This window comes from Micromonospora sp. NPDC051296, from assembly GCF_040682255.1.
In the GTDB taxonomy this organism is placed as follows: domain Bacteria; phylum Actinomycetota; class Actinomycetes; order Mycobacteriales; family Micromonosporaceae; genus Micromonospora; species Micromonospora craterilacus.
This window is the reverse complement of the sequence record NZ_JBFBAO010000099.1, coordinates 1-18,752: the sequence shown is the minus strand read 5'-3', so window position 1 is coordinate 18,752 and position 18,752 is coordinate 1. Positions and strand designations below refer to the sequence as shown.

The 18,752-nt window shown below is 68.4% G+C and carries 11 protein-coding genes and 1 CRISPR repeat array; of the genes, 2 read left to right on the top strand and 9 right to left on the bottom strand.

Annotated elements, in window-relative coordinates; genetic code table 11:
* From cas5e to cas3, 6 genes are all read right to left on the bottom strand, one after another.
* The coding region (gene cas5e / locus AB0M52_RS13330) for a type I-E CRISPR-associated protein Cas5/CasD (protein ID WP_363952893.1) at nucleotides 1–383 on the bottom strand (383 nt) is incomplete at its 3' end.
* 5 nt (nucleotides 384–388) lie between these two features.
* The gene (gene cas7e, locus AB0M52_RS13325; protein WP_363952891.1) at nucleotides 389–1,549 is read right to left on the bottom strand and encodes a type I-E CRISPR-associated protein Cas7/Cse4/CasC; all 1,161 of its coding nucleotides are present in this window, start codon (nucleotides 1,547–1,549) and stop codon (nucleotides 389–391) included.
* A 12-nt stretch (nucleotides 1,550–1,561) separates the two neighbouring features.
* Complete coding sequence (gene casB, locus AB0M52_RS13320) at nucleotides 1,562–2,161, bottom strand: type I-E CRISPR-associated protein Cse2/CasB (protein ID WP_363952888.1); 600 nt, start codon at nucleotides 2,159–2,161, stop codon at nucleotides 1,562–1,564.
* Nucleotides 2,162–2,173: 12 nt separating this feature from the next.
* Entirely contained in the window at nucleotides 2,174–3,775 is a 1,602-nt protein-coding gene (gene casA / locus AB0M52_RS13315) for a type I-E CRISPR-associated protein Cse1/CasA (protein WP_363952886.1), read from the bottom strand.
* Nucleotides 3,776–3,779: 4 nt separating this feature from the next.
* Nucleotides 3,780–4,175 (bottom strand): hypothetical protein, encoded by a 396-nt coding sequence (locus AB0M52_RS13310; protein WP_363952884.1) that lies wholly within the window; start codon nucleotides 4,173–4,175, stop codon nucleotides 3,780–3,782.
* A complete protein-coding gene (gene cas3, locus AB0M52_RS13305) occupies nucleotides 4,168–6,786 on the bottom strand; it encodes a CRISPR-associated helicase Cas3' (protein ID WP_363952882.1) in 2,619 nt (872 codons plus the stop codon). Before cas3 ends, AB0M52_RS13310 begins: the two co-directional genes overlap by 8 nt.
* 610 nt (nucleotides 6,787–7,396) lie before the next feature.
* On the opposite strand from cas3, the gene AB0M52_RS13300 reads away from it, so the two are divergent.
* On the top strand, nucleotides 7,397–10,930 hold the full coding sequence (locus AB0M52_RS13300; RefSeq protein ID WP_363952880.1) for an AAA family ATPase: 3,534 nt from the start codon (nucleotides 7,397–7,399) through the stop codon (nucleotides 10,928–10,930).
* Here the strand turns inward: AB0M52_RS13300 and AB0M52_RS13295 are convergent.
* A complete protein-coding gene (locus tag AB0M52_RS13295) occupies nucleotides 10,927–11,223 on the bottom strand; it encodes an NIPSNAP family protein (RefSeq protein WP_363952878.1) in 297 nt (98 codons plus the stop codon). The two genes, AB0M52_RS13300 and AB0M52_RS13295, sit on opposite strands and share 4 nt — an antisense overlap.
* 425 nt (nucleotides 11,224–11,648) lie before the next feature.
* A CRISPR array of direct repeats spans nucleotides 11,649–12,959; the repeat unit is 28 nt; unit sequence CTGCTCCCCGCGCATGCGGGGGTGATCC.
* Between the two features lie 224 nt (nucleotides 12,960–13,183).
* On the opposite strand from AB0M52_RS13295, the gene AB0M52_RS13290 reads away from it, so the two are divergent.
* Nucleotides 13,184–13,732 carry a hypothetical protein gene (locus tag AB0M52_RS13290; protein WP_363952876.1) on the top strand — a complete coding sequence of 183 codons (549 nt, stop codon included), beginning with the start codon at nucleotides 13,184–13,186 and terminating at the stop codon, nucleotides 13,730–13,732.
* Here the strand turns inward: AB0M52_RS13290 and AB0M52_RS13285 are convergent.
* Both AB0M52_RS13285 and AB0M52_RS13280 read right to left on the bottom strand, forming a co-directional pair.
* Nucleotides 13,642–14,904 (bottom strand): ATP-binding protein, encoded by a 1,263-nt coding sequence (locus AB0M52_RS13285; RefSeq protein WP_363952874.1) that lies wholly within the window; start codon nucleotides 14,902–14,904, stop codon nucleotides 13,642–13,644. The two genes, AB0M52_RS13290 and AB0M52_RS13285, sit on opposite strands and share 91 nt — an antisense overlap.
* A gap of 80 nt (nucleotides 14,905–14,984) precedes the next feature.
* Nucleotides 14,985–18,752, bottom strand: a 3,768-nt coding sequence (locus AB0M52_RS13280) for a hypothetical protein (protein ID WP_363952872.1), incomplete at its 5' end; no start/stop codon positions are given.

Sequence of the window (18,752 nt, the reverse complement as noted above, 5' to 3'; positions counted from 1 at the left end):
GGTGCCCGCAACGCATGCTGGATCTTGTCGATCTGAACGGCATCCTCGCCTTCGAGTACGACCAGGAAGACGGCATCGGCCAGGTAGTAACGATGACTGAGCGCGGTGCGATGGCCGCCGCCCGTCGTCGTCGGCACGTTCTGGGTGACCTGGTAGTCCCGTTCGAGGATCGCCTCGCGGTCCACCCGGACACCCATTCGCAGCTCACTTAGCTCGATCAGGGGTGAAGTATCGTCGCGGGAAATGCCGAGGGCGGCGGCGAGCAGGCCGACGACGCCGGATTTGGTCGGCTCGCGGGCGGTGTCGCGGATGCTGCCACGTGAGCGGGTGCCCCAGGACTGCATCGGCGCGTCGAGGCAGAGCGCAAGCGAGTACACCGACACTGCCGTCAGACCTTCGTCGCGGCCAGCACCCGGGACACCAGTTCATGCCGGCTGGGTGCGACCTCCTTCTCGTCGAGACCGGCCACATCTGAGCTGATCGAGGCGGCCACCACCGCCCGCAGGTCGTCCTCGCCGTAGAACCGACGCAGCCGGTTGAAGTGGCCGAAGAGCTGTTGAGTCGAGGTCACCATCAGATCGTTGCCGGTCACCGGCTTGAGGAACGCGTTCGCCAGGTTCCAGGCGCCCTTGTCACGGGCAACCACCAGGAGCGTCTCGGGCGGGGCCAGCGCAGCCGTGGAGTTCTGCTTGCCGCTCGGTACGGCGTCGATGAACGCCTCCAGCCATGCCCGGGTCGCCCGCGCCACCAGTTCGGTGTCGCCGCGCAGGTTCTCGGTTAGCTGGTCGAGGTGCAGGTTGGCGTACCGGTAGTAGCAGGCGGAGTTGAAATCGACCGTGCCGATCATGTCGGCACCGGACTCGTCTTCCGGCTGGAGGTCGTCGACGGCGGTGTAGTAGTCGTACTCGTTGACCACGGCGTGGGTCGAGATCGCGTGAGCGACCTGGGATGCCGCGTTGACGCTGAAGTCCTTGTTGTCGGCGATCATGCGCCCGAAGAGCGCGACATCGACGACGCGGCTGGCATCGAGGATCCGGGCCGCTGCCTCTAGCGTCGGCTTGTCCGGCTTGACCTTGCTCTTCCTCCCCTCGGTGGCGTCCGCCTTCTTCTTCTCGGCCGCCTTGGCCCGGTCCGCCGCGTCGGCGGCCAGCCGGTCCCAGTCACGCTCGCAGTAGTCGGCGAGGAGCTTCCCCGCCTCATTGCCGACGAAAAGGAGGTACTCGGTCAGCGTCTTGCGCCGTTTGTCGAGCCCGAAGCCCAGGGCGAGCAGGCCGGACGACACCACGCCGACGGCTTCCTCGTAGTCCCGGTTGTACTCGTCCCTGAGTAGCCCAGCGGCTCTTTCCACCAGACGCTTGGTTCGCACCCCGGTCTCGTCGGCCCCCAGGCCGTAGCTATTGAAGAGCAGACGCGCGGCTCGTTTGAGGGACTGGCTGGAGATACGGCCGCGTAGCTGGCCGCCGAAGGTGGCGGTCTTCGGCTGCCCGACGTCGTCCCGGTTCAGGTTGCTCACCGGGAATGACTGGAGCAGATGCAACTCAATGATCACGGGTTCTCCTGGTTAGGCATTGACCGGCTCGGCGGCAACGCCTTTGGCCGGCTGTGACTCGACGGTGGGAAAAGCCTTGGTAGTCCACTTCGGCCGGTGATAGTCCCTGGCCCAGCGCAGCCGGACCCGGTGCGCCTGTTCCGCTGACTCCTGCATGTCGACCATGTCGGTGAGTAGGCGGTGGTAGTCGAGGGCGACGTCTTCAGCGCGCAGCAGCTGGATGGCCTGCCGGAGGTAGTGCGGCAGCGCGGGAACGTCGACCGAGAGCAGTTGGGTAAAGCGCCGCGCCGCGGACGGACGCTTTTCAACCAGGTCACGCATTGCGTTACCGAGGGAACGCCCTCGGGTCGTCTTGCCATGCGGGTGCAGGGCGAAGAGTCCGGCCACGAGCAGCCAGTGCTGCTGCTCCCGCTCGGGAGGCTCATACGGGAAGACGATGTCGTACGCCTCAGCCTCCTGACGCCCGCCGGTGAAGGATCGCCGCAGCCGGGCCAGCGTGCGACGGGCGTCGGCGGACCTGCGCGGGCTGCCCGAGTCGGCGGCGTAGTGCAGCGCGTAGAGGCCTCGCACGAAGGCTTCTCGCCGCTGGTCCACGGTGAGTGGGGTGTTCATGAGTGGCGTCTCCTACTCGAAGTAGCGGGCGAGGTAGCCGTGGTAGGTGTGGATCTCGTGTCTGAGCTGTTCGAGGAACTGCTCGTAGCACTGACCGGCGACCTCAAGGTTGCGTCCCTGCCGAAGTGAGCGCTCCGACCAACGCTCAGCGGCCTCGGTGGCGATCCGCCAGATCGCCCGCTCCCAGCCGTCAGTGGCGGGCCTCGGGTTGATTCCTGCCTCCAGTGCTCGGGCAAGAGCTTGCAGGAAGGTATCGAAGGGTCCGGAGAGCAGCGGCCAATACGCGAGGTCGAGACCAACGGACGCCGCCGCCTTGAACTGCGCGCGGTGCTCTCGATCCATCTGGTTGAGAGCGCTGCCGACGAGGTTGGCCAGCTCGATGCTGTGTCCGATGACCGGGCCGGCTACGGGATGGTCGGCACGGAGCAGGGCCACCGGCGCTGCGACCGTCTCCTCCATGGCCTGCTGCACGACCGAGCCCTTGCTATCGAGCTGCTGCCCGAAGACCCGCAGGGTGTAGACCGCGTTCCGGGGAATCACCCGGTCCATGACCATCCGGGCGACGTGGTCGAGGGTCAGCGGTCGCTGCCAGCGCCGTTCCTCGGACCCGACCGGAGCGAGGAGAAGCTCCTGGCTGAACCGCCACACCCCCCGGTGTTCCTGGAGGCGGACGGCATACCACGGGCCGTACTTGGGTTTGGTCGTTCCGCTCCTGGTGCTGCGTGCCTCCCTGATCTTCGGCCGGCGATGGGCCGCCATCCACTCGTTGTCCTCCAGCTCACCAGACAATCGGGTGCCAGGGGTGATCACCACGCGGTCGACGTACGTCTCACCGTCAACCTTCCGGGGCACCAGCCACACCCGGCGCGAAGGCCAGGTGAGCAGATCGGTCCACCCCTTCGGGGGCCGCTGCTCCGGCTCCGGACGGGGCGGCGGGGCCTCCCACGCAGGGCGGTCGTCCACATCAGTCGTTCGAGGGCTTTCACCTGGTTGATATGGCATGAGATTGAGCAGGAGCGTCTCCTTGAGCGTCCTGCCCTCCACTAGCACCATTCCCATGCTGTTGGCTGGTGCGGCCTGGGAAGACTTGTCCCTGGCGTACGGGGTCTTCATCCCGCCCGGGTCGTATGCCTGGAGGGTCACCAGCCACCGGGCCGCCTCGGCGGGCGAGAGGCGCACCTCGTCCAGGGCGGTCGTGTGATCGAAAAGTGTGGTGTTGTTGCCAACCGCCCTATGCGGCACCAGCTTCGCAGCGCTGGAGGCCGGAACACCGGACACCGCCGGGCACTGGAGGAACGGCCGCTCAGCATCGAACAACTCGAAGCGGTCGGCTTGCAGGCGTGGTACCGGCTCGCCAGGCCGGGCAGTGGTGGGGTCAGGCAGGCTCTCCGCCCGCCACAACTCAGCCCATTCCTTCTCGTCAGCCGGGCCGTAGACCCGGTGCATCAGCGCCAGGACGAGCCGGTGCAGGGCAGCGGTCATCGGTGGGCTCTGCCCGAGGATGCGGCGGATGCGGTGCGATTCGCTCAGCAGCGTGACAAGGTCGACCTCGTCACGGGTGCCGTCCATTCGCACGACCGGCAGCCATGGCTGCTCGGTCAGGTTGAATCGCACTGGTTCATCCGTTCTGATCGTCGTAGTCAAGGTCCGCGTCCGGGCCGGTGATCCGCAGGCCAACGGTGTCGGAGTAGCGCACCGACAAGCCGCCAACACAACCGACGCCGTCCCGCACCACGATCGGGCGGGAGTCGGTGAGCCAGGGCGATGCGGCGAAGGCAGCCGGGACCGGAATCGCGCGCAGCGTATCGAGCACCACCGACAGAACTCCCTCAGCAGTGGTGAGGCGGACCGTGGAGTCCAACAACTCGGACAGCAGCTCGTGCTGTGGGATCTCCTCGTCGGCGAGGTCAACGGAAACCGTGCCCGTCACCGGCACCGTCCGACCGTTCTCGTCGCACAGCACGACCACGTCGACCCAGTCGCTGAACGCCCGACTCTCGCCGTACTCACTCATAGCGGCGGCTCCGTCCGTCCGGCTTACGGGTCTGACCGGTGTAGCGCGGATGCCGGGTGAGTTCCAGCAGCGCATCCGGCTTGATCGGCGGCGGCAGGAAGAGTGCGCTCGCCATGTCCTGGTCGGCTCTCTGCGCCTTGTCGAGCTTTTCCTGCGCGTGCTGCCACCGCGTCTCCCACTCGACTGGGGATGTGATCCGGTCGGGTTCCGAGTAGACGGCGTCCACCAGTTCCGGCACCTCGTCCGGCGTCCTCAGGTCCCGCCGGTTCCGCAGCAGAGCCCAGGTACGCAGCAACACGGCGTCCTGGTAAATGCGCGTCGTATGCGGCGGCCATGCGGGACCCGCCTTCTTCTCGGTCACACCCAGCAGAGCGAGGGTCGGTGGCGCGCCCGGATCGGTCCGACGGAAGCGATGCAGCCGCCCGGCCCGCTGGATCAGGCTGTCGACCGGTGCCAGGTCGCTGGCCATCGCGTCGAAGTCCAAGTCGAGGCTCTGCTCCAACACCTGGGTGCCGACGACGATGTACCCGGCCTGCGGAGCCCTGCTGCCGTTCAGGCCGAAGAGGTCGCGCAACTCCTGCTCGACCTTTGCTCGCGCCGCAGCCGTCAGTTGCCCGGTCAGAGATACGACCCGCGGGCGCTCCGGCTCGGGCAGCTCCCCTATTGCTGCTTCGAGCAGCTCCACCGTGTGGTCGACCCGCCGGACGAGGTTGTGCACTACTGCCACACCCTGGCCGCCGCGCGCCTGCCGCAGCAGCCACCCGGTGAGGTCGGCATCGGCGAGCTGTAGCAGCTCGACGCGCCGATCCGCATTAGTACTCGACGCTTCCGCCTGCACGACGTCGGGCACGCCCCGATCGTCGAGCCAGACCGCGTGCGGATAGCTCAGCACGGGGAGACACAGCTCGACCTTGTCCGGATGAGATCGCTGGGCACCGGCGTACCAGTGGCGGAGCAGTTCCTCTCGGCGAATCCGGGGCAGGGTCGCCGACAGCAGGATCACCGGCACGCCGAGCCAACCCAGCCACCACAGGATCCGGTCCAGGATTGTCGACATGTACACCTGGTAGCCGTGTACCTCGTCAAAAACGATCACCCGGTTGGAGAGCCCCACCAGGGGCACCGGGGCCCACGGCGACCGGATGCCGCCTTGCAGTACGCGGTCGACGGTCCCCACGGCCAGTGGGGCAAGCAGCGCCTTGAGCTTGGTGAACCACTCCCGTACGGCAGCGTCCTGATTGCCGGCGGGATCGTCGGTGCCGACGTTCTCCGGGCTGATCGGTTCGGACCGAGCCATCCGGGCGCGCCGGTCGGCCAGGTGCTCGGCGGCCGTGCCGTGCAGAAGCTTGACCGAGAGTCCCCAGTCGAAGCCCGTCACCAGTTCGTCGACCTCGTCGAACATCTGGTTGCTGGTTGCCCGAGTGGGCATGGCAACGAAGAACCCGGCGAGCCGGAGCCGATCGATCAGACCGACGGTCGCCTGTAGGGCGATCTTCGTCTTACCCTCCCCCGTCGGCGCCTCGACGATCAGAATCCCCGGACGGTTCTTGGATTCCAATCGACCCTCGCAAGCCTGTTGCAGAGGGCGGGGACGTTGCCCATAGAGCGTGCCGAAGCTGAGGTCGCCGGCCGGCGCCCAGCCGGACCACCCGAGACGATCGACGACCTGCTCGACCGCGCGGCCCCGAGCGAGTTGGAGGTACGCCACCAGATCGATGTCACTGCCGGCATGGGTAGCCTTGCGGATCGCCCCTGAGGCAATCCAGTCACTCACCGTGGTCAACCCGGCTAGCGCGACCGCGCCGCCGGTCCCGAACCTCACCTCGGACCAGGAGACGGTACGCGGATCAGGCAGCCCCAACAGATCCGCCGTACGGCAGAACAACTCCTCGGCCCACCGTGCCCAGCGCTGACCACCGTGATCCTGAACGGCGGACTCGGCGTTGACCAGCACTTGGTCGGAGAAGAAACTGCCGTGATGCGCGCCGATGGCCTGCGCCACAGTCCTGGCCGTGTCGGGCTCTGCTCCCCAATCGAGAAGAATCTGCCGGACGTGATAGCAAGTTAGGATGCCGTGGAACGTGTCGGTACGACCGCCCCGCGCTCTGATGCGACTCAGTCGGCTGGTCTGAGCAGCCGCCTCGGGCGGCAGGAGCTTGGCCGCGACGTCGACCCGCAGTGCCTGGAAAGCCGGTGAGAGCTTGCCGAGATCGTGCAGCCCACACATCAGTCCAACCCAGACAGCGGGTTGACCGCCAAGCGGTGCGAAGGCGGCGCTGAGTTCCGCGCGGCAAGCCGCACTGAGCAGCCGGTCGTAGAGCAACTCGGCAACGACCGCAGTGTCGATCGTGTGGCAGATCAGGGGATGCGGGACGGTTTCTTCGCCCTGCTTGGCGGTGCCGGCCTTGCCCCAGAAGATCCTTACGTCCACCTGCTCAGAGACCGGAGGGACCGAAGGCACGCTCACCCGCCCCGCTTCCGCTGCCAAAACTGCCTGCCAGCCGACGAGCTGCGGCTGCCGGGCAGTGATTGTCGCGCACGACAGCCGAGGATGACCGCTCTGACATGCATCATCAAAGGCACCTGTCAGGAACGTGACATACTCCTGCATAGTCCCCGCTAGGCCGGGGGTGATCCATAGCTCGCCGACGCGGGCACGCCGTGGAGATCATTTCCCCGCGCCCTGCGGGGGTGGGGCCGAGGGAAGTCTCCTTCGGCCCACTCACCACCGAGAGATCACATGCGCACGATGATGTAGAAGATCAAGACCACCAGGCAAATCACCTCCACCTGCGGGAGAGTCACCGAGAGCTGGACGCTGGGGCGGATCGTCACTGTTCCTCCTCTTGAACTAGCTAGTCGAGGCGGCTACGCCTCGCCCGGTTTCCTGTAGATGCGCGAGCGACTGTAGCAAATGGACTGCGAGGCCCGCCTGACCAAGTGCGAGCGGTTCGCGGCACCCAGGAAAGTCGCCCTACCCTGCTTCGCCGTTTACTCCTCGCATACGCGGGGTGATCCCGGACGCCGGGCAAGGGCGGTCGTTCTGCTGCCCACCCACGCAGGTAGCTCCGGCCAGCACGGCTGCCGTCCCTGCCGCAAAGTGCCGGCCTGCTGAGCCCTCGGCTCAGACGCCGCCGACGTCCGGCCTGTCACAGTCGGCGTTCAGTCGACTACCGTGAATGCCCGCGGACGGCAGTCCACAGGCTTCATGGGGAGGAAGATTGCGGCACGGCCGACGTTCGTCACTGACGCTGCAACTGTCCCTGCTCGTGGTTGCGGTCCTGCTTGAAGTAACGACGAGCCTCGCCACCGACGCCGCATCCAACTCAGGCGTCTTCACCTGGGTAGAAGCCATCGCAGGCCCCGCGCTGATCATCTTGCTGCTGGTGCTGATCGGCGGCAACGCCCTGATCCTCTGGTGGGAGAACCCTCGTACCTCCAAACCAGTCTGGAACGGCGATCGCTCCCCGTACCCGGGCCTGTCGGCGTTCACCGAGCAGGACGCGGCGGTCTTCTTCGGTCGCGACGACCTGGCCGCGGACCTGGTCCGCCGCATGCATGTGCTCACCGCCGATCCGACGGCGCGTTTCGTCTGTGTCACCGGCGCGTCCGGCAGCGGCAAGTCATCCCTGGTGCACGCCGGCGTAGTACCTCGTCTACGCAGGCACCGGTGGCATGTGCTCTCCTCGCTGGCCCCGGCCGGCGAACCCGTCGCACGCCTCGCGACGCTCGCCGCAAGCCTCGCCGGTGAGCAACGGCAGGCCGCGCTCCGCGAGATGTGGTCGGACCCCAACGCTTTCGCCAAGGCTGTACGCGCCTGGCGGGTCAAGGCCGGCAACCGGCACGGGCGGCTGCTGCTCGTCATCGACCAGATGGAGGAACTGGTCACCCTGTCCGGCCCGGCCGAACGGAGGTTGTTCCTCGACCAGGTCGCCACCGCCCTCGGCGCGGATCGCCGGCTGTGGGTGGTCGCGACGCTTCGTATCGAGTTCCTAGCCGAGCTGCTCGCCGGTGAGCACGCGCAGTTGTTGGCCGCACCGCTGGCCGTGGGCACCATCCGTCCGAGCGAGTTGGTGCGCGTGGTCGAGGAGCCGGCCCGGCTGGCGGGGATGAGTTTCGAACCGGGCTTGGTCAACAAGATTGTCGAGGAGACCGGCACCCCTGATGCGCTGCCCCTGCTGGCGTATCTGTTGCAGGAGCTGTACCTGGCGGTTGGCCCCGGCAACGTGGTCACTCGGCAGGAGTACCAGGAGTCGGGCGGGGTGGCCGGCGCACTGGCACGACAGGCCGACACCGTCTTGGCCGAGCTGCGGACGCGGTACGACGTGCAGCTGATCCTGTCGACTTTGCTGCGCCTGGTGTCGATGGACGGTGGGGAACCCACCCGGCGTCGGGTCCCGCTCGGCGAACTCTCAACAGAGCAACGTCGGATCGTGGATGTCTTCACCGATGCCCGGCTGCTGACCTCGGCCGCCGACGGCGACGCGTACGTGCAGGTGGCGCACGAGGCGCTGTTTCGGCAGTGGGCACCGCTGCGGCAGGAGGTCGAGACGAGGGCGGAGCAGCTGAAACGGCGTGCGGAGTTGGAGCGGTGGGCGGCCGACTGGCAGGGCTCCGGCCGCAGCCCCGACTATCTCCTCACGGGGGACCGGCTGACGTTAGCCGGGCAGTGGCTGGAGGCGATGCGTTCTGCCGGGCAGGACACTCTGGCCGCCCGCGATCTGGTCGACGCGTCTCGTCGCCGCGACACGGCCTTCCTGCGTCGGGTGTCGGAGTCGATCGGTCTGTACGCGCTGACCAACGTCGACCGCTACCCGGAACTGGCCGTGCTGCTGACCACGGCCGCGTTGACCGAGTGCCCGACCACCCCCGCCGCCGCGCAGGCGCTGATGTCCGCGCTGGCGTTCAGCCACGTCGAGGCCGTGGTCTCCGGCCACAAGGACGCGGTACGGGGTGTTGCCTGGTCGTCCGACGGAGGCTCCGTCGCGACCGCGTCCCGCGACGGTACGGCTCGATTGTGGGACGCGCACACCGGCACGGTCTGCGCCGTACTGCGCGGCCACACCGACATGGTCGAGGCCGTCGCCTACTCCCCTGACACCACCAGGGTTGCCACCGCGTCGAGGGACGCCACCGTCCGGATCTGGGACACGGCCAGCGGCGACCTGGTCACCGTCCTGCCGTGCGGTGACTGCGCGCGCGGTGTCGCGTTCTCGCCCGACGGCACCCGGCTGGCTGCCACCAGCCGCGACCGCCTCGTCCGCCTGTGGGACACCGCTACCTGGGCCGTCCACAGCACCCTCGCCGGGCACGCCGCCGACGTGTGGGGCGTGCACTGGGCACCCGACTCGTCCCGGCTGGTCACCGCCTCCCACGACAAGACGCTCGTCGTCTGGGATCCGGCCACCGGCCGACCGACGCGTACCCTGCGCGGCCACCTCGACCTCGTTGAAGCCGTCGCCTACTCCCCCGACGGGCGGTGGATCGTCAGCGGGTCCGCCGACCACACGGTGCGGATCTGGGATGCGGTCGCCGGCACCCAGCACAGCGTCATCGGCGGCCAGCGCGACACCATCTGGTCGGTGGCCTGGACGCCCGACAGCCAGCGGATCGCCTTCGCCACCGGCGATGGCACCATCCGCGTCTGGGACATCGGCCGGTTGCGCGAGGTCGCCGAGCTGCGCGGGCACGAGCACACGGCCTGGTGCGTCACGGTCAGCCCGGATGGCACCCGGGTGCTGAGCGGTTCCGCCGACGCCACGGCCCGGATCTGGGCGCTGCATCCGCGCGGCGCCGAACAGGTCCTCCTCGCTGGGCACCGCGCGCCCCTCACCGGGCTGACTGTCGACGGCGAGGGCCACATCGTGGCGGGTTCCTCCGACGGCACCGTCCGGCGCTGGCACCGGGACGGACGCCGTCACGATCTCACCCACACGGTGCTCGCGGGCGTCACCGCACTGGCGGGCCACGACGGCAGGCTGGCCGTCGCAGCACAGGACGGTTCGCTGCGCCTGCTCGACGGCCCCAGCGCCGAGGTGTTGCTCGACGGGGGCGTTGAGTTCGAGTCGTTGGCCTACTCCCCCGACGGTTCCCGACTCGCGGCAGGGGCGAAAGACAGCACCATTCACCTCATCGACGTACGCACCCGCGCCGTCGTCGGTTTCCTGCGTGGTCACACCGACTGGGTCGGCGCACTCGCCTGGTCGCCCAGCGGCCGTTTCCTCGCCTCCGGCTCCGACGACCGCACCGTCCGCGTCTGGGACATGGAGAACCCTGCCGTCAGCCGGGTGCTCTCCGGCCACCAGAACTACGTCGACGGGATCGCTTGGGCACCCGACGAGCGCCACGTCGCCAGCTGCTCCGCGGACTGGACCGTCCGCGTCTGGTCCTTGACCGACCCGAGCGCACCCGCCACGGTCCTCGAAGGCCACAACCGCCGGGTACGCGCCATCGCCTACTCGCCCGACGGCCGCTACCTCGCCTCCGGTTCCGACGACCGCACCGTACGCCGCTGGGACACCCGGGCCGACCACGACGGCCAGGTCATCGGTGTCCACCGTGACTCGGTCACCGGCTTGACCTGGCTCGCCGACGGCTCGTACGTCGTCACCGGCTCGGCCGATGCCAGCGCCCGCATCTGGGCCGCCAACCCCGACCTCGCGGCGTTGACCGACGCCGCGCGGCACCGGGTGTTCCGGGCGCTCACTGCCGACGAACGCCGCGCCCACCTGCTGCCGGTCAACCAGAGCGGCTAAAGCACCTGCTCCACCGTGCGGACCTCCTCACCAACGAGAAACTCCGCCGGATCCAGACCGAGCTGCTTCCGCTGCGGCGACGCCCAGTACGCGGCGTTCGCTTCCTCGAACGACTGGTCCCCGTCGTACGAGATGACCCAGATGTGGGCGTCGCGCTCCCGGTCCACCCACGACCCGTGGACCTCGAAACCGAACTGCCGCCGCAACGGCACAACCAGGGTCCGCCACGCCTGCACCCACTCGTCCAACCGCCCCGCACGAACGCAGTAGGTGCGGATCTGCACAGTCCTCACGGCATCTCCATCGTGTCCGGCCACGGGCGCTGGCGCCCAACGCCACGCATGCCGTCGCAAGCCTGCTTTCCGCGTGCCCGGTGGTGATCCCACAATGGCACGCTTCGTACTGACGCCCCACCTGCAGGCGATCCTCGCCGGCAGTCCGAAGCTACGGTTTCGCTGAGGCGCCGAGCGGTTGGTGGGAGCCATGGTCCGCCGATTGGTCACTACGCTGCAGCTCGTCCGGGCGGCGACATTGTTGCTCGGCCAAGCAGCCGATCAGCCACACAGGTCTGGCCACTGCCACCCGATACGCTGTACCCCGCACTGCCGCCGCTTCACTCACACCCGACTCCCTCCAGATACAGAGGATCGTGGCGATCTTGAAATGCAAAGTGAAGGAAAACGGCACACTTGATCTTTAGAAGCGCAGGTCAGAAAGTCTGCTCCCCGCGCATGCGGGGGTGATCCCAAGGTCGTGGGCTTCGTCAAGGGGCTCCCGAACTGCTCCCCGCGCATGCGGGGGTGATCCCGCCCAGAACGTCGTGTGCGCGATCGACGTGCTCTGCTCCCCGCGCATGCGGGGGTGATCCCGCTACGAGCAGGTGATCGCCGACTACCGCGACCTGCTCCCCGCGCATGCGGGGGTGATCCCGGGCCGGGCAGCCGCACACCGAAGTTCACGACCTGCTCCCCGCGCATGCGGGGGTGATCCCGGGGTGTAATCCCCGACGGCGCGGAACACGACCTGCTCCCCGCTCATGCGGGGGTGATCCGGTGTTGGTGGCCTTGTCTCGCACGTAGTAGACCTGCTCCCCGCGCATGCGGGGGTGATCCCGCTCTGAGAGGGGCAGTGATGTCGTGGAGGTTCTGCTCCCCGCGCATGCGGGGGTGATCCCGCAGGGGGGATGGACGACATGTTCTGCAAGCGCTGCTCCCCGCGCATGCGGGGGTGATCCCGGGTGTCGGACAGGATGTAGAGCACGCGGCCGCTGCTCCCCGCGCATGCGGGGGTGATCCCTGCCAGATCGCTTTCGACCGGTCGTCGTGCGACTGCTCCCCGCGCATGCGGGGGTGATCCCATGTACAGCGGCGGATCCGACGCCGGGTAGATCTGCTCCCCGCGCATGCGGGGGTGATCCCTTCATACCTGGCTCGCTCACGGGTCCTCCTTCCTGCTCCCCGCGCATGCGGGGGTGATCCACTGCCATCGAATCGCGAACTGGCGGACCTGTACCTGCTCCCCGCGCATGCGGGGGTGATCCCCAGACCGTGACCTCGTCGGCCAGCATCGTCGACTGCTCCCCGCGCATGCGGGGGTGATCCCCAGTACGACGACGACTGCGCGAGATACGTCAGCTGCTCCCCGCGCATGCGGGGGTGATCCCGCGACGTCGCCGGTCAGCTCCTCCGCACCGAGCTGCTCCCCGCGCATGCGGGGGTGATCCCACCCACCACCTGGCCAGCGCGCTGAAGCTGCTCTGCTCCCCGCGCATGCGGGGGTGATCCCAGCGGCGGCAGGATGCCCCCCGCCAGGGCGCCCTGCTCCCCGCGCATGCGGGGGTGATCCCGCACCGGCGCCCGGATGGGGCGGGCGGTGTCCCTGCTCCCCGCGCATGCGGGGGTGATCCCGCGCCTCCCTACAACATCGCTCCGTACGGCGTCTGCTCCCCGCGCATGCGGGGGTGATCCGGCCCCGGTGCCGGCGCGGGAGGAACAGGAAGCTTGCTCCCCGCGCATGCGGGGGCGGCTACCCTGACGCCGTCCTCCACCAGTTGGTTGGCGTGCCCCCGTCCGGCCAGAACTCGAGCAGGTCGCCCGGCGCAAGCCCGAGCGCGTGCTCGATCTCGGCAGGCGTCGCAGATGCGAGGTAGTCCGACAACGTCTCAGTGATGTCCTTCCAGTATCCGCGCAGCGTGCTCTCGGCCGTGAAGAGGCGTCTCGCGAGTTGGCCGTAGCTGAATCCACGCGCGCGACCGTGCAGCACCTGACGCTGTCGATCGGTGAGCACCGTGATCGCCTTGCGCCGCACCAGCACCTCGAGGAGTCCGATGACCGAATGAGGAATCACCGTTCCTCCACCGGCGACCTCGACGAAGTGCTGCTGTGCCGCGGCGGCCGACAGCGACTTCGACACGATCCCGTGTGCGCCCGCCGCGATGCAGGCCGCCAGGACGAATCGGCGCTCCTCCTGGCTGTAGACGCAGACCCGGTACCCGCCATCGGTCAACGCGCGGATCGCGGCGATGCCCTGCCGCACGTCGGGCTGTGCGGCGTTGGCGAGGTGCAGATCGAGGACGACCAGATCAGCTGGGAGGCTTCTCCGCATGAGCTCTTCCACCGTGGGAACGGCCGCCACGACCTGGATCTCGGACATCAGTATCGCGATCGACTCCCGGATGACCGAGGCGTCGTCGACCACGGCGACGGCTGGCCTCACGACGCCACCCGCGCGCGCTTGGCGGGCGGCCGTGGGACAGCCTGCGCCGCGTACGTGATCGTCACCGTCGTGCCGTCCCCCACCTGAGAGGTCACCGCCACGGAGTACCCCGCGCGCTCCAGTTCGCCGACCACCACCTCGCGAAGGCCGATCCCGTGGTTGGCCGACGTGGAGTCGAAGCCGGACCCGTTGTCGTTGACAGTCAGGATCCACGACCCGTCGGGCTCGGCGTCCAGATGGACGACGACCATCTCGGCCTTTGCGTGCTCGCGGACATTCAGCAGCAGGCTGTCCAGTGCTCGCGTCACGACCTCGGTCTGCGTCGGTGTCATCTTGATCCCGATGCCGAGATCCAGTGCGAGCTCGATCGGCAGGTCTCGGAACCTGGTGCAGGTGAGGCGAACCGCGTCCGCGAGTGAGGTCGCGTCCCCCTGCGTTTGATGTGGGTCGGGACGACCGGCGGGTTGCGCCGTCGTGCCGGGCGACGACTGGCGGCTCAGGTAGTCACGCATTCGCTGCAGCTCCACCTCTGCATGCTCGAGCAGGCGTATCCGGGTCGCGTCCGGGAGGTTGGGCTCGGAGAGGATCCGCATCACGGCCACGCCGTTGTGCATGAGGACCTGGGCGCGGCGTTCCTCCTCGCGGCGGGCCAGCTCAGCCGCGACGGCGCGGGACGCGTCGGCGTCCCGCGCGATGCGCCGCATGTACGTGCTGAACATGCGGCACACCAGCGCGTAGACCACGAACGTCAGCCCGTTGCCGATGGCCGTGCTGAACCCCGGCCCCGGAAGGGTGGCGCCGGACACGTGGACCACGTAGCTGCCGGTGACGCAGAGCAGGCCGACCGCCAGCACGACCGGTGATCTCGGCCCGATGGCTGTGATGATCACAGACAGCGCGTAGCCTGGCTGGAATCCCACCCAGGTGCCGACACGGTCCTCGGGGCCGACGACCAAGGGCCCCACCAACATCACGACGCTCGCGAGAGCGAAGTCCGCGAGAACGTAACCGGCACCCAGTGGTCGGCCCTTCACCAGCGACGCCACGCTCACCGCCAGTGCGGCGAAGGTCGCGGCCAGCCAGGTCGTGAGGTACAGGCCTGGCCGTGGGGATGACTGCATCCCCGGGTAGAGGGTCGGGACCATCTGGGCGACGGTGCCCAGGCGGACGCCGGTGATGAAGATGGTGAACGCACGCTCCACGCCAGCCGTCGTCGTTGGCAGCGCGCCGAACCTGTTCCGGGCGGCGTACAGCCTCATGGCTCTCCTGATCCGCTGCGCGGTCGCGCTCTCGTCCGACTGGTCGGTAGCGGTGCCAAGATAGCTGCGCGGTCGTGGCACTACGGGCCCGGGCTCGGCGGGATCGGGTTCCACGGCACGTTGGGCACCGGGGCGGCCAGGGCCGCGCTGATCCCTGCCGCGTACGCGGTGGTGCCCTGGTCGTTCGGGTGGAAGGAGGCCATGCTCGCCGGCGAGTCGTCGCCGTCTCCCTGCTTCGCCAGCGTCAGTCCGTTGATCCAGTTGAAACCCAGTGGCTCGCAGGCGTCGTGCCGGAGGAACCGGTCGTCGACGGGGGCAAATGTCACGTTCAACCCGTCGGTCGCCCACAACTTGAGGATCAGGTCTCCCTGGCTCCGCGTCAGGTACGCCTGCAGCGGAAGGATCTTGGTCAGCTCCCAGGGCTCGACCCAGCAGGGCTCGGCGTCGTCGATCCTGAACACCGTCGGATAGGTCGCGAGGACGATTTTGGCGTTCGGCGCCTGCGTGTGGATCTTGCGTAGGAGCTTCTCGGTGTCGGGGATGGTGTGGTCGTCGAGCTGGTCGTACACGGTGTCCCAGATCGGGGACTCCGCACACAACGGCTGGGTCACGCAGGTGGTGAGCACGTTCGAGAAGAGATCCCCGTCGTTTCCGCCGATCGTCAGGATGACGTAGTCCGTGTCCTGGTTCAGGACCCCTGAGTAGACCTGCGGATACTCCGACCACTGCCCCTTACCGCGGTACCCGCCGGGAGCAGCGGAGACGCGGGAGTACCAGGGCACCGTCAACTGCTCGCTGACCGCCCCGGAGCACGCGACGAAGCCCAGTTCGACGTCGGAACTCCACCGGTCCTCCAGTGCGCCCACCGACTCGCCCATGCCAGGCAAGACCAGCTTTCTCGCCCACGCCTCGGGACTGCGCCGGCACGAGTTCTGCCATTTCAGATCACCACCGTCGGTGTTGGTCTCCGCGTAGTAGCCCGCCGGCCCCGAGCTCGCCGGGTCGCCGGTCCCCTCACCTGACGAGTAGGAGTCACCGAGGACGGCCACCTTGACGGGTTCGCGGCTCAACGGTTGGAACGCGACCGCATCCCACGCGACGTTCTCGGTCCCGTCGCCGTCGAGGGTGACGTTGGTGAGGCTCACGCTCGGCACACCGTTGAACGCGAACGTGCCCAGCGAGACCCAGTTGTTGGCTTTGCGCTTCTGGCTGAGGTAGCGCACGGTCGAGCGTCCGTCGCCCAGGTGGATCGTGTACTTGGCCTGCTGGGTCCGGGCACCGTGGTCGGGTAGGTGCACCACCACCCGCATCCAGCCGTTCACGGTGCGGTTCAGCGTCCAGGTGCCGACCGCCTCGAGGCGGTCCTGGATTCCTCCGGGGCTACCCGATCTCGTGTGGCTGAAGATGAAGCGCCCGCCGAAGCCGGCGCCGAGCTGATGGACATCGACCTTGGACGGCATCGTGCCGTTGGGGTCACGGGCGAAGCTCATCTTGAAGGTGCCATCGCTCGCGATGTCCGCGCACGGGCGGACGGAGGGAACACCGTTCACGTCGTTGTCGACGATGTACGCACCCGGCGGCGCAGCATTTCCCGACGCGGATGCGCTGCGGCTGCAGTTCGGCGGGTACGGGTTGCCGTTCGCCTCCTCCGGCCAGTCCGCGGGGAATCGGATGAACTCGTACCCGCACTCGTAGCTGCAGTTCTTCCACTGCACCGGTCGGTGATACCAGCACCGATAGTCGGGGCTGCCCTGTTGGGTGCTCAGGCAGGGCCCGGGAACCTCCGGTCCGCCCGGACTCCATGGGAACGTACCGACCAACTCCTTGGCGCACCGGTTCGTCGCGTCGCAGAAGGCGTCCATCGGAGGCTTCACCGCGTACCGGTAGGTCTCGGTGTTCCACCACGCACCGCGGAACGCGGGCACCTCCTTACCGGGTGCCTCGTACATCCCCATGGGCCAAGCCGCCCACCCCATGACCCGCTCCGGGTAGGGCCACCAGTTCGGGTAGCGGGCATCCGAGAAGTGGTTGTTGTGGAGGAAAGGCGCGCGCTCGGGGTCGTACTTCGGGTTGGCGGGGTTGTTGTGCCAGCCGACCCCCCAGGCGCCGTTGTTCTTCGCGCTCTCGGACTGCGGGTAGAAACCCGAGTTGTACGCCCAGGCAGCGTAGAACCAGTTCTCGATGTTCCGCGGATTCCCGTTGTTGATGATCAGGCCGGCCCCGTACGTCTGGTTCCACTTCTGCACGAGGATCTGAAGTCCGGCGGCGATGTTGGAGGCGTAGTCCAGGGCGATCGCGTGTTGCTGCTGATACGTGCGCTCACCGATCCGCATCCCGTCGGTCACCTGCATCACCCCGTAGCCGCAGTCCGCGTCGGCCATGGAGATGTCCCAGTCGTCGGCCTCGTCGCTGTTGTAGATGTCGATGCCGTAGTAGTTGCCGATGAGCGGGTTGCCGGTGACGCCGGGCATGGCGTATCTCGCGGCCTGCCACAGGTTGGATTCCTGCATGGCGATGCCGAGGACGACCTGCGCCGGGACGGTGCTCGTGGGCCAACCAGCGATCGGCGGTGTCGGGAAGAGTTGCATCGGCTTGGTGCTGCCCAGCTCGACCCGGGTACGCCAGCCGTCCACACCCGTGGGGTTCCACAGCGTGTCGAGGTTCCCCGTGATCGCCTGGTTCACCGCCCATTCGACCTGCCGCGGCTTCGGCTGCATGGCCTGCCGCCGGTGGTCGTTGCGGGCGACCCCGCAGGTACGTTCACCGGCGGACTCGGAAAGGTCGTCGTCGACCAGGCCGCCCGCCGTGGTCGTCATCGACATGAGGTTCAGCGCCGGCGAGATCTCGTCTCCGGGTGTCACCGGCGCGCGTGCCGCGGTGTCAGGGCTACCGGTGCCACGCTTCGAGCCGCCGGTCGCGGTGCCGGCGACCGGCGCAGGTCCCTGGTCGGGTGAAGTCCCGGCGGTCGTGGGGTGGGCCAGGTCGATGCCCAGCCGGACCGTCTCGTCAGTGGCCGGGACGGTGAGTGACAGCTCGATCGGGGCTGTCTCGCCCCCGGCCTGCGGGACGCGCCCCTCGGTCCAGTCGACGTCGTGGACGAAGGCCGCGGCCGTGGTGCTGGCGCTCGCGCCGGGCGCGACCTCCGGGACGTGCTTGAGATAGCCCGCCGAGGTTCGGACCTTCGCCGCGCCGAGAATCGCGATCGTGCCGTGCGCGGCCGGGGCAAGACTGAAGTCGCCGAAGGCGCCGCGGGCGATCTCCGCCGGCTTGGTCACCGTGGCGTCGGTGGAGCCGGACCGGGGCGAGCCGCCCTGCGCGAGCTGCTTGCGGCTCAGGCGCAGCGCGACCAGTTCGTCCCGTGCGGGGGTTCCCGCCGTCGACGGGGTGGGCGTACGCATCGCGTTGCTGCCCGGTGCTGCCGCTGGAATGCGGTCCAGGAGCACCACGCCGCCGTCGGCGTCGGCGGTCAGCCGAAAGGGCACACCGGTGGTCTTGGCGACCATCGCGACCGCGCCGTGGTCGTCGACCCGCACGACGTGTGCGCCCTTGGCCGCGACGATCTCGGTCCGGCTAAGAGGAATCGCCGACGTCACCTGCCCGTCGAGCTCGACCGGCGGCGCGGCGACCCTACTGCGGCGTGCGTCGACGATCGCCAGACGGGTTCGCCCCTGGTCGTCGCGGGCTTTCGCCTGAGTCAGAACGGCGAGGTCGTCGGCGCCGCACCCGGGGTTGAAGTAGGCGAGCGAGGCGGTGACTCCCAGCTTGGTCACCTGGCCGGTCCGCAGGTCGACCACCGCGGTGAAGCCGCCCCGGTCGTAGAGGTCGGGCTTGTTCGTGAACGACCGGGG

Coding starts and splice junctions, on each gene's coding strand:
- casB (WP_363952888.1), bottom strand. CDS start 2,161: ATGAACACCCCACTCACCGTGGACCAGCGGCGAGAAGCCTTCGTGCGA.
- AB0M52_RS13310 (WP_363952884.1), bottom strand. CDS start 4,175: ATGAGTGAGTACGGCGAGAGTCGGGCGTTCAGCGACTGGGTCGACGTG.
- cas3 (WP_363952882.1), bottom strand. CDS start 6,786: ATGCAGGAGTATGTCACGTTCCTGACAGGTGCCTTTGATGATGCATGT.
- AB0M52_RS13285 (WP_363952874.1), bottom strand. CDS start 14,904: ATGAGGCTGTACGCCGCCCGGAACAGGTTCGGCGCGCTGCCAACGACG.